The sequence below is a fragment of the Desulfosporosinus sp. I2 genome, assembly GCF_000960765.1.
Taxonomy (GTDB): domain Bacteria; phylum Bacillota; class Desulfitobacteriia; order Desulfitobacteriales; family Desulfitobacteriaceae; genus Desulfosporosinus.
On sequence record NZ_JYNH01000051.1, the window covers coordinates 1 to 20,918 of the forward strand.

At 44.5% G+C, this 20,918-nt stretch carries 19 protein-coding genes and 1 pseudogene; 3 read left to right on the top strand and 17 right to left on the bottom strand.

Going from position 1 to position 20,918, the window contains the following annotated elements:
• Positions 1 to 657: pseudogene (locus tag UF75_RS12920) on the bottom strand (aldehyde dehydrogenase family protein); the annotation flags it as partial.
• 496 nt (positions 658 to 1,153) lie between these two features.
• Here UF75_RS12920 and UF75_RS12925 point away from each other — a divergent pair.
• The 3 genes from UF75_RS12925 to sstT all read left to right on the top strand — a co-directional run bounded on the left by UF75_RS12925 (position 1,154) and on the right by sstT (position 4,733).
• Positions 1,154 to 2,344, top strand: a complete 1,191-nt coding sequence (locus UF75_RS12925) for a glycine C-acetyltransferase (protein WP_045575012.1) — start codon at positions 1,154 to 1,156, stop codon at positions 2,342 to 2,344.
• Between the two features lie 44 nt (positions 2,345 to 2,388).
• Positions 2,389 to 3,351 carry an L-threonine 3-dehydrogenase gene (locus UF75_RS12930; protein ID WP_045575013.1) on the top strand — a complete coding sequence of 321 codons (963 nt, stop codon included), beginning with the start codon at positions 2,389 to 2,391 and terminating at the stop codon, positions 3,349 to 3,351.
• A 149-nt stretch (positions 3,352 to 3,500) separates the two neighbouring features.
• Positions 3,501 to 4,733, top strand: coding sequence for a serine/threonine transporter SstT (sstT, locus tag UF75_RS12935; RefSeq protein WP_045575014.1), 1,233 nt, complete (start codon positions 3,501 to 3,503; stop codon positions 4,731 to 4,733).
• Between the two features lie 139 nt (positions 4,734 to 4,872).
• Here the strand turns inward: sstT and thiS are convergent, their stop codons facing one another.
• From thiS to UF75_RS13015, 16 genes are all read right to left on the bottom strand, one after another.
• The gene (gene thiS / locus UF75_RS12940) at positions 4,873 to 5,070 is read right to left on the bottom strand and encodes a sulfur carrier protein ThiS (RefSeq protein WP_045575015.1); all 198 of its coding nucleotides are present in this window, start codon (positions 5,068 to 5,070) and stop codon (positions 4,873 to 4,875) included.
• An 8-nt stretch (positions 5,071 to 5,078) separates the two neighbouring features.
• Positions 5,079 to 7,232 (bottom strand): aldehyde ferredoxin oxidoreductase C-terminal domain-containing protein, encoded by a 2,154-nt coding sequence (locus tag UF75_RS12945; RefSeq protein WP_045575016.1) that lies wholly within the window; start codon positions 7,230 to 7,232, stop codon positions 5,079 to 5,081.
• Positions 7,233 to 7,243: 11 nt separating this feature from the next.
• Positions 7,244 to 7,618 (bottom strand): 4Fe-4S binding protein, encoded by a 375-nt coding sequence (locus tag UF75_RS12950; RefSeq protein ID WP_045575017.1) that lies wholly within the window; start codon positions 7,616 to 7,618, stop codon positions 7,244 to 7,246.
• A gap of 43 nt (positions 7,619 to 7,661) precedes the next feature.
• On the bottom strand, positions 7,662 to 8,810 hold the full coding sequence (locus tag UF75_RS12955; protein ID WP_045575018.1) for an FAD-binding oxidoreductase: 1,149 nt from the start codon (positions 8,808 to 8,810) through the stop codon (positions 7,662 to 7,664).
• A gap of 1 nt (position 8,811) precedes the next feature.
• Positions 8,812 to 9,081 carry a (2Fe-2S)-binding protein gene (locus UF75_RS12960; protein ID WP_045575019.1) on the bottom strand — a complete coding sequence of 90 codons (270 nt, stop codon included), beginning with the start codon at positions 9,079 to 9,081 and terminating at the stop codon, positions 8,812 to 8,814.
• A complete protein-coding gene (locus tag UF75_RS12965; RefSeq protein ID WP_045575020.1) occupies positions 9,071 to 9,574 on the bottom strand; it encodes a 4Fe-4S binding protein in 504 nt (167 codons plus the stop codon). The genes UF75_RS12960 and UF75_RS12965 overlap by 11 nt, the downstream gene beginning before the upstream one ends.
• Positions 9,568 to 10,662 (bottom strand): FAD-dependent oxidoreductase, encoded by a 1,095-nt coding sequence (locus tag UF75_RS12970; RefSeq protein WP_045575021.1) that lies wholly within the window; start codon positions 10,660 to 10,662, stop codon positions 9,568 to 9,570. The genes UF75_RS12965 and UF75_RS12970 overlap by 7 nt, the downstream gene beginning before the upstream one ends.
• Positions 10,659 to 10,964, bottom strand: coding sequence for a (2Fe-2S)-binding protein (locus UF75_RS12975; protein ID WP_045575022.1), 306 nt, complete (start codon positions 10,962 to 10,964; stop codon positions 10,659 to 10,661). Before UF75_RS12975 ends, UF75_RS12970 begins: the two co-directional genes overlap by 4 nt.
• A gap of 451 nt (positions 10,965 to 11,415) precedes the next feature.
• Positions 11,416 to 13,131 (bottom strand): sigma 54-interacting transcriptional regulator, encoded by a 1,716-nt coding sequence (locus UF75_RS12980; protein WP_082075130.1) that lies wholly within the window; start codon positions 13,129 to 13,131, stop codon positions 11,416 to 11,418.
• Positions 13,132 to 13,287: 156 nt separating this feature from the next.
• Positions 13,288 to 14,085 carry a HesA/MoeB/ThiF family protein gene (locus tag UF75_RS12985; RefSeq protein ID WP_045575023.1) on the bottom strand — a complete coding sequence of 266 codons (798 nt, stop codon included), beginning with the start codon at positions 14,083 to 14,085 and terminating at the stop codon, positions 13,288 to 13,290.
• Positions 14,086 to 14,127: 42 nt separating this feature from the next.
• Positions 14,128 to 15,249: a glutamate 5-kinase gene (gene proB, locus UF75_RS12990; protein WP_045575024.1), complete on the bottom strand. Its 1,122-nt coding sequence runs from the start codon at positions 15,247 to 15,249 to the stop codon at positions 14,128 to 14,130.
• A complete protein-coding gene (gene proC, locus UF75_RS12995; protein WP_045575025.1) occupies positions 15,246 to 16,055 on the bottom strand; it encodes a pyrroline-5-carboxylate reductase in 810 nt (269 codons plus the stop codon). The genes proB and proC overlap by 4 nt, the downstream gene beginning before the upstream one ends.
• Before the next feature lie 486 nt (positions 16,056 to 16,541).
• Entirely contained in the window at positions 16,542 to 17,603 is a 1,062-nt protein-coding gene (leuB, locus tag UF75_RS13000; protein WP_045575026.1) for a 3-isopropylmalate dehydrogenase, read from the bottom strand.
• The gene (locus UF75_RS13005; protein ID WP_045575027.1) at positions 17,596 to 18,084 is read right to left on the bottom strand and encodes a 3-isopropylmalate dehydratase small subunit; all 489 of its coding nucleotides are present in this window, start codon (positions 18,082 to 18,084) and stop codon (positions 17,596 to 17,598) included. Before UF75_RS13005 ends, leuB begins: the two co-directional genes overlap by 8 nt.
• A gap of 1 nt (position 18,085) precedes the next feature.
• The gene (gene leuC / locus UF75_RS13010) at positions 18,086 to 19,351 is read right to left on the bottom strand and encodes a 3-isopropylmalate dehydratase large subunit (protein ID WP_045575028.1); all 1,266 of its coding nucleotides are present in this window, start codon (positions 19,349 to 19,351) and stop codon (positions 18,086 to 18,088) included.
• A 17-nt stretch (positions 19,352 to 19,368) separates the two neighbouring features.
• On the bottom strand, positions 19,369 to 20,901 hold the full coding sequence (locus UF75_RS13015; protein ID WP_045575029.1) for a 2-isopropylmalate synthase: 1,533 nt from the start codon (positions 20,899 to 20,901) through the stop codon (positions 19,369 to 19,371).
• Positions 20,902 to 20,918 lie beyond the last annotated feature (17 nt).

Genomic DNA, 20,918 nt, shown 5'->3' on the forward strand with positions numbered 1-20,918 from the left:
ACTGTAGCATTTTGTACCACGGCTTGAATCAGTCCCGCTACCCCCTCTGGGAATAATGACATCCACATAATCATTTAAACGCATCAATTGTTGAATCCATTCCCGATTTGTCTCTGTAATCAGTTGAATACATCCCGACGGCAATCCACTCTTTTCTGCGGCCTCTGCAATCACTCTAGCCAAGACTTTATTACTCTCTAAGGCCTCAGAGCCGCCCCTCAGGATCACCACATTTCCCGATTTCAAACACAAGGCAGCCGCATCGACGGTTACATTGGGTCGTGCTTCATAGATCATCGCCACAACCCCTAGCGGTACACGAGTCTGCTGAATCCGTAGTCCATTCGGGCGCGTCCAAACTTCCCCTTCTCCTACGGGATCTCGTAAGGCGACCACTTCTTTAAGTGATTGACTGATCTGCGCAATGCTCGCCGAAGTCAGCCTTAAACGATTGACGAGACTTTTCTTCAGGCCTTTTGCTTCTGCTGCTTGAACATCTCTACTATTAGCCCTAAGAATTTCTTGTTCATTATTTATGAGGGCTTCGGACATCGCAAGCAGTGCGTTATTTTTGGACTCTGTACTTGCAAACGCTAATAGACGAGCCGCTTGCTTCGCTCTACGCCCAAACTCAATTAATTCCGGGTGAAACACCACAATTCCCTCCCTATCGTTCGTTACAATAATATATCTACTTTATAACCCTTTAGGTGAATTCAAAGTCGAACTGATTATACTAAAATGCTAGCTTCATTATATCAGAAAATAGATAAGGAGGTAATAAAGTTGATCTCGCTGGTGTATTAATGTACGCATCTTCATCAAGCGCTCTTATCGATCTCAAAGCTCTTAGGTAGGTTAAGGATTCAAGTTTGTTAGAGTCTGTTTTTATGCACTTCTTTCTGGGATAAGAGGAGAAATATGGAGTTTGATTAATAAAAAAACAGTAATATATTAATAATATTCTATTTTAAATGTCTTCATAGGGTGGATATTTCGTAAGATTAATGGTATTTTAAAGGTAGTATCCTTGGTATTTGGGCTTAACTGGCGGAAAATGTCTCTGTGACGTGGACATTTGGTTTTGCTAAGGACAAGTGCAGGAGTGAAGTTCAAGAGTAGTTTCGTGGACACTTTATGAGGGGGATTTATTATGGCTAGTAAAGTTTTAGAAAGTTTCTTAAAAGAAAATCTGGCAGATTTGAAAAGTAAAGGGTTGTACAACGTGATCGATCCCTTAGAAAGTTCGAATGGTCCGATGATTAAAATTTCCGGAAAAGAACTGATTAACTTATCCTCCAATAATTATTTAGGCTTGGCTACCGATCCTAGATTAAAAGCAGCGACTATCGATGCAATTAATAGGTATGGTGTCGGGGCAGGAGCGGTAAGAACCATTAATGGCACGATGGAACTCCATGTCAAATTAGAAAAAAAACTAGCTGCCTTTAAGCATACCGAAGCGGCTGTGGCCTTCCAATCGGGTTTCAATTGTAATATGGGCGCTATTTCTGCAGTCATGGATAAAGACGACGCGATCCTGTCGGATGAATTAAACCATGCCTCCATTATTGATGGGTGCCGTTTATCGAGAGCCAAAATCATTGCCTATAAACATTCTGATATCGCTGATTTGCGAGCAAAAGCATTACAGGCTATTGAATCGGGTTTATACAAAAAAATCATGGTGATTACTGATGGGGTTTTCTCCATGGATGGTGATATTGCTAAACTCCCTGAAATTGTTGAAGTAGCCGAAGAACTTAATTTGATCACTTACGTCGATGATGCTCATGGTTCAGGAGTGCTAGGAGAAGGGGTAGGAACGGTTAAACATTTTGGTTTATCCGACAAAATTGATTTCCAGATAGGTACTCTGTCCAAAGCACTGGGGGTAATTGGCGGCTATGTGGCTGGCAAAAAAGATCTAATTGATTGGCTGAAAGTGAGAAGCAGACCATTCCTTTTCTCCACGGCCTTAACTCCAGGGGATGTCGCTGCTTGTATTACCGCTATTGATATTTTATCGAATAGCAAGGAATTGCAAAATCAGCTGTGGGAAAATGGAAACTACCTGAAAGAAGGGCTAAAAGCCCTAGGCTTTAATATTGGAGCAAGTCAAACCCCAATCACCCCTTGTATTATCGGGGACGAAAATCAAACCCAAGAATTCAGCAGAAAGCTCTATGAAAATGGAGTCTATGCTAAAGCAATCATCTTTCCTACTGTCCCAAAAGGAACGGGAAGAGTTAGAAATATGCCGACAGCTGCCCATACCAGAAAAATGTTGGATCAAGCTTTAGAGATCTACAAAAAAGTAGGACTCGAAATGAAGATTTTGTAAAAAGTCGTCCCTGGCTATTACTAGAATGAGTGGAGGTAGTTTATATGAAAAAAATATTAGTTACTGGAGCCTTGGGGCAAATTGGTTCAGAACTTGTACCGAAATTACGCGAAGTGTATGGAATTGACAATGTCATTGCGACAGATATTAAACAGGAAAAACAGTTTTGGCTAACCCAGTCCGGCCCTTATGAAACACTTGATGTAACTAATGCTCAAGCTATGTTCGATATCGCAAAAAAGCATCAAGTCGACACCTTTATTCATTTGGCGGCTCTATTGTCTGCTACTGCGGAAGCAAAACCTCTTTTTGCTTGGAATTTAAATATGGGTGGGCTGGTCAATGCTCTCGAAACGGCCAAAGAACTCCAGTGTCAATTTTTTACGCCCAGTTCGATTGGTGCTTTCGGTCCATCAACGCCCAAAGATAATACCCCACAAGTTACGATCCAGAGACCGACAACCATGTATGGTGTCAACAAAGTGTCTGGTGAACTCCTGTGTGATTATTTCAACCTTAAATTTGGCTTAGACACCAGAGGAGTCCGCTTCCCAGGCCTGATTTCCTATGTCGCCCCACCTGGGGGCGGAACAACAGATTACGCTGTTGAAATATTTTATGAAGCTCTGCGAAGAGGGCAATACACCTCTTATATCTCACAAGGGACCTATATGGATATGATGTATATGCCTGACGCTTTAAATGCAATTATTAAATTAATGGAGGCCGATCCTACTAAGCTTATCCATAGAAATGCTTATAACGTCACTGCAATTAGCGCTCAGCCAGAAGATTTTGCTGCGGAGATCAAAAAGCATATACCTCATTTCAAAATGAATTATAAAGTTGACCCTGTTCGACAAGCTATTGCAGATAGTTGGCCGAATTCCATTGACCCGACTGCTGCTATTAATGAATGGGGTTTTTCAAGAAACTATAATTTAGAAAAATTGACTTCAGACATGCTGGAGAAGCTTCAACAAAAGCTAAGACAGGATGTCGGCTAACGAGAAAACTGTTCACGGAGGCAGAATCCGATACGAAAGCTCGTCATCCGAAACACAGGATAGGATACAAAGGAACAGGTCACTTTTAAAATGAAGTGCGATTGTTCGCTGGTTCGTTTCTATACTCAACTATGGGAGGAAAAGTGATTATGAAAAATCTTATGAACAAGTGGAATCAATTGAGTCTGGTAAAACAAATAATTGTAGGTTTGATCATTGGTATTATCTTGGCTGTAACGATTCCGGATGTAGCAAAACCAATCACCATTTTTGGTTCTTTATTTGTAGGTGCTTTGAAAGGGATTGCACCTATCTTGGTCTTCTTCTTGGTCATGTCGGCCATCTCTCAACACAAGAGTGGACATCAAACTAATATGAAATCCATTATCTTCCTTTATCTTTTAGGAACATTCTTAGCCGCAGTTGTAGCGGTTGCTGCAAGCTTTATATTTCCGGTAACCTTAACACTGGCAGCGGGCGCTAAGGATGTGACGCCTCCTGGAGGGGTTGTCGAGGTTCTTAAAGCATTACTGATGAATGTTGTTGATAACCCAGTAAAAGCACTTTTTAATGCCAACTATATCGGTATATTGGCTTGGGCGTTAGTTCTCGGCACTGCTTTAAAAAATGCGCCAGATACTACAAAAACGGTGATTTCCAATTTTTCAGATGCCTTAACCCTAATGGTTAGATGGGTCATAAAGTTCGCGCCATTAGGTATTATGGGTCTCGTCTTTGATTCTATTGCAACAAGTGGACTCGGGGTCTTACTCAGCTATGGACAATTACTTGCAGTTCTAATTGGTTGTATGGTCTTTATCGCTCTTGTTGTCAATCCGATTATTGTGTATCTAAATATTCGCCAAAACCCATACCCACTTGTTTTTAGGTGCTTAAGAGAAAGTGGTATTACGGCATTCTTTACACGTAGCTCAGCGGCAAACATTCCTGTAAATATGACCTTATGTGAAAATCTAGGTTTAGATAAGGATACGTATTCGGTATCCATTCCATTAGGTGCTACCATCAATATGGCTGGTGCAGCTGTAACCATTAGTGTTATGACCCTTGCAGCGGTTCACACACTTGGCATTCAGGTGGATATAGGTACAGCATTAATCCTCAGCGTATTGGCAGCTATAAGCGCTTGCGGTGCTTCAGGCGTAGCTGGTGGTTCGCTATTACTGATTCCTCTGGCAGCTAGTCTATTCGGGATTCCGAATGATATTGCGATGCAGATAGTTGGGGTAGGCTTTATCGTAGGTGTTTTACAAGACTCTTTCGAAACGGCACTTAACTCATCCACGGACGCACTTTTCACAGCATCCGCTGAATTTGCTAAATGGCGTAAAGAAGGAAAAGCTATCATTATTAATAAATAGCAACTAAATCACAATCATTGTTTTTACGCTATCACAGTTTATAGTCTGCGCTAGAGGGCTTTCTCTTTAAAAAAAGACCTCAACGGACTTAAAGCCAATTGAGGTCAAAACTATTTATAACTTGAATCAAAAATATTGTTTAACCGCCCGCCATTAGGTGTATGGCTTTTACTTTGTCTCCATCTTCAATAATCGTTGAAGCATAATCCTCTGGGGAAATAATCTTGTCATTGACATAGACAATAATACGTGGATAGGTGAACGTTTTAAGTTTTAAAAGTTCTTGTACCGTAAGCCCTTCCTGCCATTCGCATTCCCTGTTGTTTAGCTTAATCAAGTCATCACCTACATATTCTTTTCAACGACTTCAAGGAGTTCCGGTAAATCCATCTCTAATTCCCGAAGCTTTTCGACGGTGGGCACGCCATCCATGGTCCAGCCCCTGCGTTTGTAGACTGCGTCGGTGAGCTTTTCGTACTGACTTTCACGATAGTCTCTCATGACCTTTATCTTTTCTTCAGTCGACTTACCTGTCGTGTCATAGTCAAGCAGCTCAGTGAGTTGCTTGTCATAACGCTCCTGCCTTGATACATATTCCTCAACAGTCACTGGCCCCATGGCTCGGTAAGGAAGTTTATCATGAACCCTCTTCCCAAAGCCCATTCGGATGTTAAAGATTCTCTGGAAATTGTAGACCCGTTCTGATTGACGGATTAGTTCATGTTTATCAATAGCCTTACCAGTAACCGCATTAAATATATCGACATAATTTTGAACATGTTCAGGGATTTTCGCCGGTTCGTCCGTCAACTTGTTGTCTGCAGGGGCGATATCATTCCAGGGCAGTTTGCAAAGACCGTTTAAGCCAAACCAAGTTCTAAACATTGGGTAATAGTGAAGGGCTTCGGCTTTATCTTCGAAGGTTGGAATCTGATTATTCACCATATCCATGAAGATCAGCCAAGCTTCATCGTGTTGAGGTCCTTTGTTCGTCAGGCCGTATCCGCCTTGTTGCGCTAAGGATTCCTTGGGCAAGTATTCGGAAAACTCAAGACCCTTTTGTTCCATACCAATGTCAAACAGAAACTGCGGATCTGCCCCAAATTCTTTGGCAAGGTAGGCCTTCATTTTACGGATTCCCAGGCCAGCAATCTTGCCGAAGCCCACACCCTGAGACATTTGGTGGAGGAGTTCTAAGGATGCTTCCGTATTTCCGAAGTTAAGTTCCAAACCCCCGGTGCGTTCTTGATTGAGAATCCCATTTTCATAGCACTCCATGACAAAGGCAGTAAGAGTTGCATAAGAAATCGTATCAATGCCATAGGTGTCACAGTAAAAGTTTAGCTCTAAGATCGCATCAGGATCGAAGATGCCACAATTTGAACCCAGACCCGCAGCGTTTTCATACTCGGGGCCATCGATTGTCACTTTTTGACCTTTGTAAGGACCTGTTTTCAGTTCAAAGTGATCGGCGGCTTTCGCGCAGGCCATACTGCAACCATGCCAGCAACCATCCGGAGAATTCTGGGTTACCTTGGAGATGAAAACATCTGAGGCAATTTTGAAGGTATCTTTATGAGCACCAAATTTATAATTATGAGTCGGCAAAAGATCATACTGATCCATGACTTCAATGATATTAGCGGTCCCTATTTTACGCATCCGGTTCTGAGCATTATCCAGATCGTGAATTTCTTTATGCAGCTTGATCCCCGTTTTGTTCAGAGTGAGCTGGTCAACAGGGTGGTTTAGATTGCCCTTAACCCCCGCAAATTTTATCACTACCGCTTTAATATGCTTATCTCTAAAAACTGTCCCGATGCCACCTCTGCCAGCCTGCTTCAAACGAATACCTTTGCGACGCACGTCATAGAAGGTGAAGTTTAAAAGCCCAATATTTGTATGCTCGGCACCAGACCCAGTAGAAATCACGGCGATATTCCGCCTGTCTTCTTCGTTATCTGCGTACTTTTCCGTCAGTTGTCCCCCAAGAATATGAGTGTCTGATGTCTCTCCGTGCGCTTCCTCAATGGAGATCGTTCCCTTGTTGCCGTCAATGAAAATAATCACATCTTTATCTGCTTTGCCCTGAAGTTCAATGGCATCGAAGCCGGCAAATTTGAGGAAGGGACCAAAGTAACCGCCAGCGTTGCTGTCGATTGGCATATTAGTCAGTGGAGATAGTGTGACCACTAGGGATTTTCCAGAGCCAGGATATTGAGTAATTCCGCCAACTGGACCACTTGAAATGATAATTTCATTTTCTGGATCATTCCACTTTGTCGATTCAGTCACTGCCTGCCACAAGTAATAGAGACCAAAGCCCTTTCCACCGATGAATTTGTCTTTCATCAAGGGGGTTACAGGCTTTTCCTTAATCTTATAGCTCCCGACGTTAATATAAAGTGTGCGATTCGTATATCCTCTGTCAAGAACCCCTAAATCATAGCTATATTCTTTAAGAAAGGGTTGACCCGTTTGATTGTTTTCTAGCTCCATGTTCTTTCCCCCTAAGCTTCTTCCGAAATATAAATTGCATGGGTCGGACAGACTTTCGAACACTGGCCACAAGCGACACATTTGAACGGTTCCAAAAGATCTCCGTGCATTTTCATGGCCAGCTCTGGGCAGAAACCGACACACATAAAACAACCCACACAGATTTTTTTATTGATTCGAACGATCCCGTTTTTGTCCCGACTAATGGCCGCTACAGAACAGACATCGATACATTCACCACATTGGGTACAGACATTAATTGTTTTATCTTTAATTCTAATACATGATTTCTCTTGATTTACTTCCTTAAAATAGGTTTTAGAACAAGCTTCTTCGCATTCTCCACACCCTATGCATAAAGAGTCATTCTTTGCTAAAAGTTTCAAGTTTTCCACCTCCATATCACTATTAATGATTAATACTTCGCTCTTAGACCACAGCAGGTTCTAGTAACAGTTCTCCTCTGCGGAAACGGTCCAAACCAAATCGTGCAATCGGCATGAAACTCTCTTGACCGAGAATCTTCTGGGCCAAAAGAACGGCCGTCTGGGGACCAACCATGAAGCCATGACCACTGAAGCCTGCGGCCACCCACATCCCTTTAGCCTCTGGAATTTCGTCCAAGATCGGATTGGCATCCGGGCTCATATCATAAAGACCTGACCACTGGCGGACAACTCGTAGGTTCTTTAATAGAGGCAAGACTGTGGTCGCTTGACGAGCGACATCCTCTAAAAACTCCCAGCTGGAGTTAATGTTGAAATCCTTGGGTTCGTGGGGGTCACCTACGCCCATGATAAAGCTTCCATGAGGGGTCTGTTGACAGTATAAACGATGATGGAGGGAGATAACCATTGGCCCCTGACAAGGCTCAACTGGTTCAGTTACCAGAGCCTGGTGCCGCTGGGGATAGAGAGGTAGTTCAAAGCCTGCCATTTTACAAATCGTGCCTGCTGCGTAACCGCAAGCATTAATCACGATCGGGGTATCAATATCCCCTTTAGTCGTCTGCACGGCCGTAACCTTACCGTTTTCCTTTTTGATACCGGTGACAGTGGTATAAGTCTCGAATTTAACCCCCAGCCGACTGGCTGCTTTATAGTAGGCATCCACCACATGAAAGGGGTTGGCATGTCCGTCCGTCTGACAGAAGGTGGCACCGACCAGTCCATTAATATTCAGGTGGGGTACAATCTCCTGAGCTTCTTGGGGGGTAATCATTTTGGTTGGAATTCCTAGACTGTGCTGCACTGCGACATTCTTTTTATACTGGTTCCATTCACCCTGCGTGTAGGAAACCATCAGGTAACCGCCTTGCTTGAATTCGATATCCCGATCGTATTCCAGTTCTTCGTTCATACCCTCAAAACGTTTGACACTGTCCCGGGCAAGAATGGCGTTGGTTTCTGTTCCCCACTGTTGACGAACGCCCGCACCGCACCGACCCGTTGCTCCTGAAGAAAGAAACTGTTTTTCAATCACTACAATATCCTTCACCCCACGGATGGCCAGCTCATAAGCCACTGAGCAACCAATAATCCCGCCCCCGATAATTACAACGTTAGCTACTTTTTGCACGTTATTCACCCCCCGCAAACGTTCCCAGTTTGACTGGCTTTACAGGTGCACGGAAGGTAGGCATTAAAACATCTCCTACAGGAATTCCGTAGGCCTTGGCTAGCTCTTGGGCAATTAGCATCCGACAGGTACGTCCCTGACAGGGACCCATTCCTGCACGGATAACCCGTTTAATTTCATCAATCGTGCGGTAACCTTGGCTAATTAGCGATTTAATTTCATCTAAAGTGATGTCCTCACATCGGCAGACGATCGTTTCCTTAGTTTGCATGTCGAATCCCTCCCAAACGAATCCCTCGCACGTCCATGGCTAGATCTTTGGGAACGACCAACCAAATTGTGTAAGTCTTATTTTTCTGGCCGCCCGACTGAACTTTGTGGACATTAAAGGTGCCGAGTTCTTCCCCGGCCCTATTTAAACCTACCACTTTTTCACCGACTTGAGGAACTGGAGCATATTCAAAGGGAATCCTGACAATCGCTTCCGTAGCACTGTAGGTAGCATCTACGATGAAGATGGCTAGCCCTGGGCAACGACTAAGACAGACACCGCAGCCGTTACACTGATTAAAATCTAGTTTCGGTAAGTTATTTATATCTTCCATCGGCTGAATTGCCCCTTGCTTGCAGGCTTCTGTGCAGGGGTTACAGGGAATCTCCTGAAAGCATTCAATGATGGCTACAGGACCTTTATTAAATCGTTCCTCAGAAGGAGAAACTGTTTTAACATCCTCAGCGGTCGGAATTCCAGTCTTGTTTAACATGCTGCTCCCCCCTTGTCCATCAGTTTTATAATCCCTTTTAATGTCTTTTGGCCCGCAGGACCCGCACGAAGTTCGCTTAACTCAGCTAAAGCTTCCGCTTGAAGCTTCGGGGCCACATCATTGCCATACCCTAGACTGTAAGCAGCACAAATACCGGCCAAACGACCTTCCACCATGGCTGAACTCGCTTCTTCAACTCCACTGACGTCCCCGGCAACATAAAGCCCCAAGCGGGTGGTTTCTAAGTATTTATTTCTAAGGGGCACATGCCCAGAAAGTTCGGGCACGTATTTCATCTGACAGTCCGCTTGGAAGCAGAGCTCGGTTAGCGGGCTTAAACCTACAGCCAGGCAGATGACATCCACCTTAAGATCTTGCTCAGTCCCAGGAATCAACTGCCACTGCTCGTCAAGCTTACCAATAACGGCCCCTTCAACACTTTCCTGACCGTAAGCTTCAATAATCGTATGGGATGTTAAAATCGGAACTCCGGCGCGTCGAATCTTAGAAGCATGGACTAAATAGCCTCCAATAGTCGGCGCCGCTTCAATAATCCCGGCAACTTCGACTCCTGCCTGCAGCAATTGGTAGGAGACAATTAATCCAATATTGCCCGCGCCAATCATAAGCACGCGCTGTCCCGGGACAATACCGTAAACATTCATCAAGGTTTGTACAGCTCCAGCCCCATAGATGCCGGGCAGATCATTATTAGGAAATGCAATCATTTTCTCGGAAGCACCGGTGGCCACAATAATTTTTTCCGGATTGATTTTAAGATGTTTACCTTGCCCTTCAGCAGTGACGACTCCATCTTCATAAATCCCCAGAGCGGTCGTCTCGTTCCACACTTCAACCTTAGGATTCTTTTCACACTGCTCAATCAAGAAATTGCCAATCTGGTAACCACGGTCACCAGCATACTGTTTTTTAGACCCGAAGAATTTATGCGTCTGTTTGACCAATTGTCCACCCGGTTTATCGTCCCGTTCTAGAACAAGAACGCTGGCACCTAAGTCAGCTGCTGCAGAGGCAGCACTCAGTCCGGCCGGTCCACCTCCAATGATCAAGATCTCTATCTCTTTCACTTTAGGCACCCCTTTCCTTGCTGAGTTTCCACCCGCATACCGGATTTTAATTTTTCTACACAGATCCTAACATTAGGCTCGCCATTAACAACCATCAGACAAGACGAACAATTTCCGATCGCGCAGAAGAGACCCCTGGGTCGGTGCATTGTTTGGCTGTGACCTAAAACTCTAACCCCTACTGCATGCAAGGCCGCCGCTATGGTCTCACCTTCAAAACCTTTAAGTTCTTGCCCGTCGTAAAAGAAGGTAACTTCTTCGCCACGCTTAAAGTCTAAAATTGGATGTTCGGTGATTCTCATTAAACTCACTCCCCTAGTTATGTAAATACCCTTATGTAGTATAGTTGGGAAATCCATCGAGACCCTTAACCTACATGAATAGTTGCAATTTTTGTTCCATATTTACGACAACTTTCATGTAATTACTATAGAAGTGAACCCTTCTGCTTAATTACATCGTGCCTTCAAATACGAAGGCCCAGTAAACAGCCATTTACCAACTCTATCGCCTATCTAAAACGGCAGCAATTAAGGGCAACAATTAAGAGCAAGAACAAGAAACAATTCAGATTTTTTTCCAAAATAACAAAAAAACTCCCCTCAGGGAGTTATGATTTTCATATAGGTTGCTTCTTCGTAGGAAACAACCTAAAAAAATATGTCCAATTATCTGACACCTGTCTAATTATCTGACAGGTGTTTAACATTGCACGAATGGATAATTTAACATTGCTCGGATAGATAAGAGAGATTATTTCATCTCAAATTTCTTCATTTTGTAGTATAACGTACTGCGCGGTACCCCTAATTTCCTAGCTGCTTTTGATTTATCCCCACTACAGCCTTTCAGGGCTTGAAGGATAATTTCCCGTTCTGCACGGTCTGTGATTTCATTAAGGGAAGACTCTTCAGAGACTATTGGAATATAGTTTTGAAAGCGGATAGTTTCTGGAAGGTGCTCCTCCAAGATCAAATCCTCTTCCGCCAGGATGACCATTCGTTCCACTACATTTCTCAATTCCCGTACATTTCCGGGCCAGGGGTAATTGAGCATGGACGGCATCACTTCCGGAGCCATCTGGACGAGATCACGATCTTGCTGTAAACAGAATTCCCGGATAAACAGATAAATCAGATCCAGAATATCCTCTTTGCGCTGGCGAAGTGGAGGAATCTCTATGCCAACAACATTAATTCGATAATAGAGGTCTTTCCTGAAAGAACCTTCGCGGATCATTTGTTCTAAATCTCGATGAGTGGCAGCAATGACACGGACATCCACTTCCACTAGGTCATTACCTCCGACCCTATAAAAACACTTATTCTGAAGGACCCGCAGAAGCTTTACTTGCATTTCAAGCGGCATTTCCCCGATCTCATCGAGAAAAACTGTCCCCTTGTGGGCGGCTTCAAATTTGCCCTGTCGCCCTTGTCGATCAGCCCCAGTAAAAGCTCCAGACTGATAACCAAATAACTCGCTTTCAAATAAAGAAGCAGGAATAGCCCCACAGTTAATAACTACAAAGGGGTTGTTGCGTCGGGAACTCTCCTTATGAATTGCCTCTGCAAACAGCTCTTTTCCTGTCCCACTCTCTCCTCGTATCATCACGGCAGCATTGGTATTCGCCACTCGGCGAGCCAGATTGACGGTTTTTTGAAGTCCTTTGCTATGCCCCGCTATTTCTGAAAAAGCAGTATCTGGGCGATTTATCTTGGTGATCTCCTTCTTAAGTTGTCGCACCTCAGAACTTGCTTTGGATAATTCATTATTTAAGAGAACGATTTCCGTGATATCTTTTTCCGCGCAGACACTGCCTATGACTTCATCTCCACAGGTAATTGACGAAGCATTGATCAAGACATGAGTTCCGGGGAGAGGTTGATGATAATTTTCTCGTATAACTTTCTTTTTTGGCAAATCTGTATTAATAACATGGGTAACAACTAGGCTGGAAAAGAAATTCTGGATATCTTCTCCAATAATAGTTTCTCCTGCAATCCCGTAAAGATCTTCCGCTTTTTTGTTCCAACCGATCACCGTATTGTTTTGATCAATGACCGTCACTGCATCATTCACTGTATCCATAAGAATTGAGATGGAGCTGCTCAACTGCTTGATTTCCTCCCAGATTAGAGAGGTTAATATAGACGGTTCAATAACCCCTTGTGGGACTTTTTCAGAATCCAGCAGGACCGCAGTTTCCCCCGGATGGAATTTGATAGCCTCCATTAACGCCTGGAAGGTTCCTGAAAGAGGGTACGAAAAACCCAACAATGTCCGTTCTTGACCCACTTTTAAGGGAAATATCACTTGCCAGACTTCAGCAGATTCCGCTTGAAGGAACACGACCGGTTTACATTCCATTTTGACATAGATTTCCCGCCATATGTCAGTGGGTTCAATCGTCGTTACTGGTTTAATCATCATATCTTCCAGTTTCCAATCATTACTGAAAGCTCTAAACACTGTTGTCTCCTCCAAACGGTTAAAATCAAAATGCAATTAAACTATCCTGTTCAATTGCACTTAATTATATCATTTTTAAACGTTATATACTGAAATATTTACAACGATTTATCAACTACCCTTTCCTTTAACCTCCATAGTTGAATCATTTCTTTCTCAAACATAGGGCGCATAATCCACTAAATTTTTTAGGATCGGCCTATCTCCACATACTTTGCAAGTTGTCCGGGCAGCGATCTCTACTTTTCTAAATTCCATATCTGCGGCATCAAAAACCAACAATTTCCCGGTTAAGAGTTCTCCTATTCCCAGTAAATATTTAATAGCCTCCGTTGCCTGAATACTACCGATGATCCCTGGTATAACACCTAAAACCCCCTTTTCTTCAGGGTCAGGAGACGCTATGTCCGGAGGAGGATTCAAAAATACGCAGCGATAACAAGGGCCTTTGCCCGGAACATACGTCATCGTCTGTCCGTTCAGTCGCATAACTCCAGCATGGGAAAAGGGTTTTTGCAAAAGAACACAGGCATCATTAATCAGAAATTTTGCTGAAAAATTATCCGTCGCATCAATTACAAAATCGTACTCTTGATCCTTAATGATGTCCGATATATTAGCGGAGTTAATCCATTCTTCATACGTGACAACCTCCACATCCGAGTTTAAACGTTCGATTGTTTCTTTTCCTGATATCACTTTTAACCTACCAAGATCATTATTAGAGTGGATAATTTGTCGCTGTAGATTGGATAATTCAACAACATCAGGATCAACAAGTCCGATTGTTCCTATCCCGGCAGCCGCAAGATACATGGCCGCTGGTGAACCGAGTCCTCCTGCACCAATAATCAGAACTTTAGAACTTAGTAATTTTGATTGCCCTCCGACTCCTACTTCTTTTAAGATAATCTGTCTGGCATATCTCTCCTGTTGTTGTTTTGTTAAATTCATAATTGTTCCCTCCACACATGACCTCAGACATTTGATGCAGAATTAAGCATCCACCATGAGGGTCATATTGTCCCGATGAACCACTTCTTCGCCATCAAAGTCCGGAATGAGTTGGTGTAGTTTTTCGGAATGTAACCCTTTCACCATCTGTACTTCATCATGGCTTAATTCGACGACCCCTCTGGCGATTTCCTCTCCCCGCAAATTAATAATCCGAACGATTTCTTTGCGTTCCCAAGTTCCCTCAGCAGAGACGATTCCTTTGGCTAGCAAACTCTTGCCTTCATTTATAAGCGCCTTAGCTGCTCCATCATCGATCCTAATACTTCCCTCAGATAGTCCCGCATAAGCTATCCAACGTTTTCTACCTGCCAGACGATGCTTTGCCGGTTGAAAATAAGTTCCTTCAGGGCCCAGACCTTCAGTTATATTGACTAGTTCTCTGAGTCGTGTAAAATTCAATAAAAGCATACCAATTCCAAAACGAGTAGCAATCTTGGCTGCTCTCAATTTCGTGACCATTCCTCCGGTCCCCAATAGGCTCCCTGCCCCACAAGCCATACTTTCGACCGCCGAAACCTCAGTCACTTCGTTAATAAGTTGAGCTGCTAGATCCTTTTTGGGGTTGCCGGTATACAAGCCGTCCACATCCGTCAGAATAACTAATAAATCCGCTCCCACAAGCCCTGCCACCAAAGCCGAGAGGGTATCATTGTCTCCAAAACAGAGTTCATCCACCGCTACGGTGTCATTTTCATTAATAATCGGGATTACTTGTAAACGCAATAATTTTTCCAGTGTATTTTGGGCGTTGCGATAGTGTGACGCTTGGGCTAAATCTATGCGCGATAAAAGAACTTGAGCCCCTACCATACCATGCCGTTCCAGATTTCGGGCATACCTTTCGATGAGTACCCCTTGCCCTACAGCCGAAACCGCTTGTTTGCCCGCTAAATCTCGAGGACGAGCGTGGAGCCCTAATTGTCCCATGCCAGCAGCTACCGCACCTGAAGTAACAATAATGCACTCCACATTTTTTTGCTTCAGAGCAGCGACCACTGAGACGATTTCGGAGATCGCGTGGTCATCTAAACCGCCTTGCGGATGATTCAAACTGCTACTCCCTATTTTCAAGACAACCCGATGAACCTCAGTTAATGTCACTCTGAATACTCCCCTTCCAAATCTTCTGCACGCCGAGCACAGGCTTTCGCAGCTTTCAGAACGGTTTGCGTTAATCCATCATCTGTAAAAACATTGATGGCAGCATAAGTCGTTCCATTGGGAGAGGTCACTTCCTCACGCAGTCTCCCCGGGGATTTATCACTCTCAGCTATCATTTTCCCTGCCCCAATCAAGGTTTCAAGCACTAAAACCTCTGCTTCCTCTTCACTTAGCCCTAATTCAATTCCTGATTTTATTAAACTCTCTGCAAAAAGATAAAAATAAGCCGGTCCGCTTCCGCTAATGGCCGTTAACGCATTGATATTTTTTTCCGGGACCCACATGATCCGCCCCGTAGCCGAAAAGATCTTCTCCCCCATTTCAGCCTGTTCCTCCGTGACATTATCCCCTCGCACCAATCCAGTCATCGAATGCAACACCGCAGTCGAAGTATTCGGCATCGCCCGAATCACCGCAACCCCTGGTAAGTATTTATAGAAGAGCTTTAAGGGAACACCCGCTGCCACACTAATCACCAGCTTATCCCGTAAAGAATAATTTGCTAGCTCTTTAATCACACCTTGAACATCCTTGGGCTTCACCGCAATAATCACGACCCGTGACTTTTCCACAAGATCCATTAACGGAGTCGCTATAACCCCATACCGATCAGCCAACCCCTGAAGACGCCCCTGATTCGAACGATTCGTCACGCGAATCTCAATCTCCTTGTTCGTCCTCTTGAGACCACTAATCATAGCCTCCGCAATATTTCCCCCACCAATAAAACCAATAGCCTGAGTCATTCTCTACACCCTTTCAAAACCCTTTAACTTGTTAAAGTATAAAACCAGATTAAGTTGCACTAACTTTTACATGCCTTTAGTAGCATGCCACACTCAACAAAATCTAAATAAGAAACTCACATTAAACCTATTACACTCTTGAAGCGTAAAAAGGCCCCTCTCATCCTTATATCAAGGACGAAAGAAGCCTTCCGCGGTACCACCTTTATTGCAATGCCAACTCAATGTTGCCGGGTCAACCCAACAACATTCCTCATAACGGTGGAAACCGACCGATTCATCATCAGCGCATCACGACTGGGGTTCTGATACCGGGGACGGAAAAACTCTCAGCCATTGTTTCTCTCTCTGGGCACCACCGTCTACCATACTAGGTCGATCTTTTGCTTTTTCATTATCTAATTGATTATACTCTATCTCACTCGTTTACGAAATTCAAGTGGAATTGTAAAAAATCCCAAATCTTCTTAGGCCTCATAAAACTCTCTACTTGAGTGCTTCTACGACAGCATTGCCCATTTCCCGAGTTCCTAACACTGTATCTCCTGGTTTCGCTAAATCAGGAGTTCTATACCCCTCTTGTAAAACACGTTCAACTGCTCGCTCGATCATCTGAGCCTCTTCCTCTAACCCAAAGGAGTAACGCAGCATTAACGCACCCGATAGAATTGTAGCCAAGGGGTTAGCAATGTTCTGACCGGCAATATCCGGTGCTGAACCATGGGATGGCTCATAGAGTCCTTTAGACCCATTTAAGCTTGCCGAAGGAATCATTCCAATCGAGCCCAGTAACATCGATGCTAAATCTGTCAGGATATCTCCGAACATATTCTCCGTCACGATCACATCAAATTGCGCGGGCCAGCGAACCAATTGCATCGCTGCGTTATCCACATACATATGACTCAATTCCACCTCTGGGAAACCTTTGGCAACCTCAATCGTTATCTCACGCCAAAAGCGCGAGGACTCTAAGACATTCGCTTTATCGACGGAACAAAGCCTTCCTCTGCGCTTGGAAGCCATTTGGAAGCCTAGTTCTACAATACGGCGAATTTCCTCCTCTGTATAAACCAACGTATCAAAAGCGCTCTTAGGATTTGTGCCTCTACCTTTCTCTCCGAAGTAGAGTCCACCTGTCAATTCACGTAAAACCACCAGATCAACATTTTCAACCACCTCAGTGCGAAGGGTCGAAGAATCCACTAACATCGGGAGCATTTTGATAGGACGAATATTCGCAAAAAGTCCCAACCCCTTGCGAATCGGCAGTAACCCACCCAACTCTGGGCGTTGTGGTGCCGGCAGGTTATCCCACTTAGGTCCTCCTACAGAACCCATTAAAACGGCGTCTGCGGCCTTAGCTGCAGCTAGAGTTTCGTCAGGCAAAGCCTTTCCTGCCGCATCAATAGCGGCTCCACCAATTAACCCATATTCGAAACTCAGCTGGGTCGGTCGACCTTTTAACACTGCTTCTAAAACCTTAACCGCTTCCGGCGTAATTTCTAAGCCTATACCATCTCCAGGCAGAACTAAAACCTTAGGCATTCTTACTCCTCCCTTTTACGTAAGGAATAAGCCCACCTGCTTCAATCAAATCCTGCATAAACGGAGGAAAAGAACGAGCTTGAAACTGTTTAGAAGTCGTCCGGTTCTCAATGATACCCATTGCCAGATCGACTTCGATTTCATCCCCTATAGAAATTCCCGCAACAGCTTCCGGGCACTCCATAATGGGCAAACCAATATTTAAGGCATTGCGGTAAAAAATCCGTGCAAACGATTCGGCAATCACCACTTTAATGCCACAAGCCTTAATGGCGATCGGAGCATGTTCACGTGAGGAACCACAGCCAAAGTTTTTTCCACCAACCATGATATCTCCAACTTGTACTTCCTGAGCAAATCCAGTCCCAGCGTCTTCCATGCAGTGGGCTGCCAGATGCTCAGGAGTGGATTTATTTAAATAACGGGCAGGCAAAATGACATCCGTATCAATGTCATGCCCAAACTTCCATGCTTTTCCCAATTTAAGATACCTCCTCCGGATGAGCAATTTGCCCTTTAATCGCCGATGCTGCCGCAACAGCTGGATTAGCTAAGTAGATTTCGCTCTCAACATGACCCATACGTCCCACAAAATTCCGATTTGTGGTAGAAACAGCCCGCTCGCCTTTTGCCAAAATACCCATGTGTCCACCCAGACAAGGACCACACGTCGGCGTGCTTACTGCCGCACCAGCCTCAATCAACGTCTCAATAATTCCTTCACGCATAGCCTCGCGCATGATGGTTTGGGTTCCCGGGAAAACCAAGAGCCGAATTTCAGGGTGAACCTTCTTGCCACGCAAGATATCTGCAGCAAGTCGTAAATCTTCCAGTCGACCGTTCGTACAAGAACCGATCACAACCTGATCAATTTTAATTCCACTGGCTTCCTGAACAGATTTCGCATTTTCCGGAGAGTGCGGGAAAGAAACTTGGAGCGGGATTTCTGACACATCAAACTCTTGGATATCCATGTAATGGGCGTCTTTATCACTATAGAGCAAAGGATACGAACGACGAGCTCTCCCTTCGAGATAAGCAAAGGTTTTTTCATCGGGAGCAATGATTCCATTTTTAGCACCGGCTTCAATCGCCATATTGCAGATCGTAAAACGATGATCCATCGATAAAGCGGAGATACCGTCTCCTGTAAATTCCATGGCACGATAGCGTGCCCCATCTACACCGAGTTTCCCGATCAGATATAAAATGAGATCCTTGCCTCCGACCCATTTTTGAAAATTCGTTCCGCGGAAAATAAATTTCATGGATTCTGGAACACGAAACCAAGCTTCACCGGTGGCTAATCCTGCAGCCAAATCTGTACTGCCAACCCCAGTTGCAAACGCACCAACAGCTCCATAAGTACATGTATGGGAATCTGCTCCTATGATGAGGTCACCTGGCAGAGTTAGGCCCTGTTCTGGAAGCAGGCAATGTTCAATTCCCATGCGTCCGACTTCAAAATAATGCTCAATCTCGTGATTCCGAGCGAAATCGCGCATTACCTTGCACTGTTCAGCCGATAAAATATCCTTGTTGGGAGCAAAATGATCCGGAACAAGAGCAACCTTTTTAGAATCAAACACCTTATCAGTACCAAACTTTTGAAACTCCTGAATGGCCACTGGACCTGTTACATCATTGGCTAGGACCAGATCCAGTTTCGCCGTGATCAATTGGCCTGGAATCACTTCTTCCAACCCAGCATGTTGGGCTAAAATCTTTTCTGAGATTGTCATCGACATGGCTCTTACTCCCTCCTTTAGCTCGCATTCTTCTCACGTATCGTAATCCAGCCTCGAACAAACGCCCGGTTAACCGCTTGAAGATAGCCGCGCACACTGGCTTCGATAATGTCCGTGCTTACCCCACGACCGCCCACGAGATTATCTCCAAACTTGACAGTCACCGCTACCTCTCCTTGCGCATCTTCTCCCCCATCAAGGGCTTGCAAGGAATAATGACTCAACGTTCCTTTGGTGCCTAAAACTTTATCGATGGCCTTAAAGGCAGCATCGACCGGTCCATCGCCACATGCTGCATCCTCTAATCGTTGCCCTTGATACATAAGGCCAATCGTAGCAGTGGGCACCATATGTGTTCCGCTGGAGACCTGTAAATAGTCTAAAAGGATTTGATCTGCCTTCTCTTTTTGCACCTCTGCAAGAGAAAATAGATCGGCGGTTGTCACTTCGCGTTTTCGATCTGCTAATTGTTTGAACCGAGCAAAAACGTCTTCAAAATGATCTTCTGCTAAATCAAGGCCCAACTCCGTCATCCGTTGATGAACCGCATGCCTACCGGAATGTTTTCCTAAGACAATAGACTCTACATCCATCCCTATGACGCTCTGGGACATGATTTCATAGGTTGATCGTTCCTTTAGCACTCCATCTTGATGAATTCCCGATTCATGGGCAAAAGCGTTCTTCCCGACAATGGCTTTATTATGCTGAATCACCATACCGGTTAAACGACTTACCAATTGACTCGTTCTAGCGATTTCTGTCGTTACTATATCTGTTTCTACACTGTACTGGTCCCTACGAGTACGCAGAGCCATGACAAGTTCTTCTAGTGCTGCATTTCCAGCCCGTTCTCCAATTCCATTGACGGTGCACTCTAGTTGATGTACCCCTACCCCAACTGCGGCCAGAGAATTAGCCACTGCTAGACCTAAATCATTATGACAGTGAACACTGACTTTGACTTTCTCAATGCCGCTTGTGCGTTGCATGACCGCTCGGATAAATGCGGCAAATTCTTCGGGTGTTGAATATCCGACAGTATCTGGTATGTTTAGCACGGTGGCCCCGGCTTTGATGACCCCGGAAAAGACTTTCCCCAGAAAATCAACGTCACTGCGCGAGGCATCTTCAGCACTAAACTCGATATTATCTACTTTTGATTTCGCCAATCGAACGGCCTCAATGGCTTGTTCTAGAACTTCATCAGGGGACTTTTGCAGCTTATGAAGCATATGGATCGGGGAGGTGGCAATAAAGGTATGAATGCGCGGGGACGCCCCATCCGAGAGCGCTTGCCATGCACATTCAATATCTTTGGCATTAGCCCGGGCAAGGGCCGCCACACTCACATTTCTAACTTCCTGCGCAATCCGACGTACTCCCTCAAAATCCCCTGGTGAAGCTATTGGGAATCCTGCTTCGAGAACGTTAACACCGAGCTTAGCTAATTGATGAGCAATTTGCAATTTTTCATCGGCGTTAAGCGCCACTCCCGGAGATTGTTCACCATCTCTAAGCGTAGTATCAAAGATCTCGATCCGACGCATTACTTTAACTTCCTTCC

Coding starts and splice junctions, on each gene's coding strand:
- leuC (WP_045575028.1), bottom strand. CDS start 19,351: ATGTCGATGACAATCTCAGAAAAGATTTTAGCCCAACATGCTGGGTTG.
- UF75_RS12985 (WP_045575023.1), bottom strand. CDS start 14,085: ATGAATTTAACAAAACAACAACAGGAGAGATATGCCAGACAGATTATC.
- UF75_RS13015 (WP_045575029.1), bottom strand. CDS start 20,901: ATGCGTCGGATCGAGATCTTTGATACTACGCTTAGAGATGGTGAACAA.
- UF75_RS12945 (WP_045575016.1), bottom strand. CDS start 7,232: ATGGAGCTAGAAAACAATCAAACGGGTCAACCCTTTCTTAAAGAATAT.
- UF75_RS12960 (WP_045575019.1), bottom strand. CDS start 9,081: ATGCAAACTAAGGAAACGATCGTCTGCCGATGTGAGGACATCACTTTA.
- proC (WP_045575025.1), bottom strand. CDS start 16,055: ATGACTCAGGCTATTGGTTTTATTGGTGGGGGAAATATTGCGGAGGCT.
- UF75_RS12930 (WP_045575013.1), top strand. CDS start 2,389: ATGAAAAAAATATTAGTTACTGGAGCCTTGGGGCAAATTGGTTCAGAA.
- leuB (WP_045575026.1), bottom strand. CDS start 17,603: ATGCCTAAGGTTTTAGTTCTGCCTGGAGATGGTATAGGCTTAGAAATT.
- UF75_RS12925 (WP_045575012.1), top strand. CDS start 1,154: ATGGCTAGTAAAGTTTTAGAAAGTTTCTTAAAAGAAAATCTGGCAGAT.
- sstT (WP_045575014.1), top strand. CDS start 3,501: ATGAAAAATCTTATGAACAAGTGGAATCAATTGAGTCTGGTAAAACAA.
- UF75_RS12965 (WP_045575020.1), bottom strand. CDS start 9,574: ATGTTAAACAAGACTGGAATTCCGACCGCTGAGGATGTTAAAACAGTT.
- UF75_RS12975 (WP_045575022.1), bottom strand. CDS start 10,964: ATGAGAATCACCGAACATCCAATTTTAGACTTTAAGCGTGGCGAAGAA.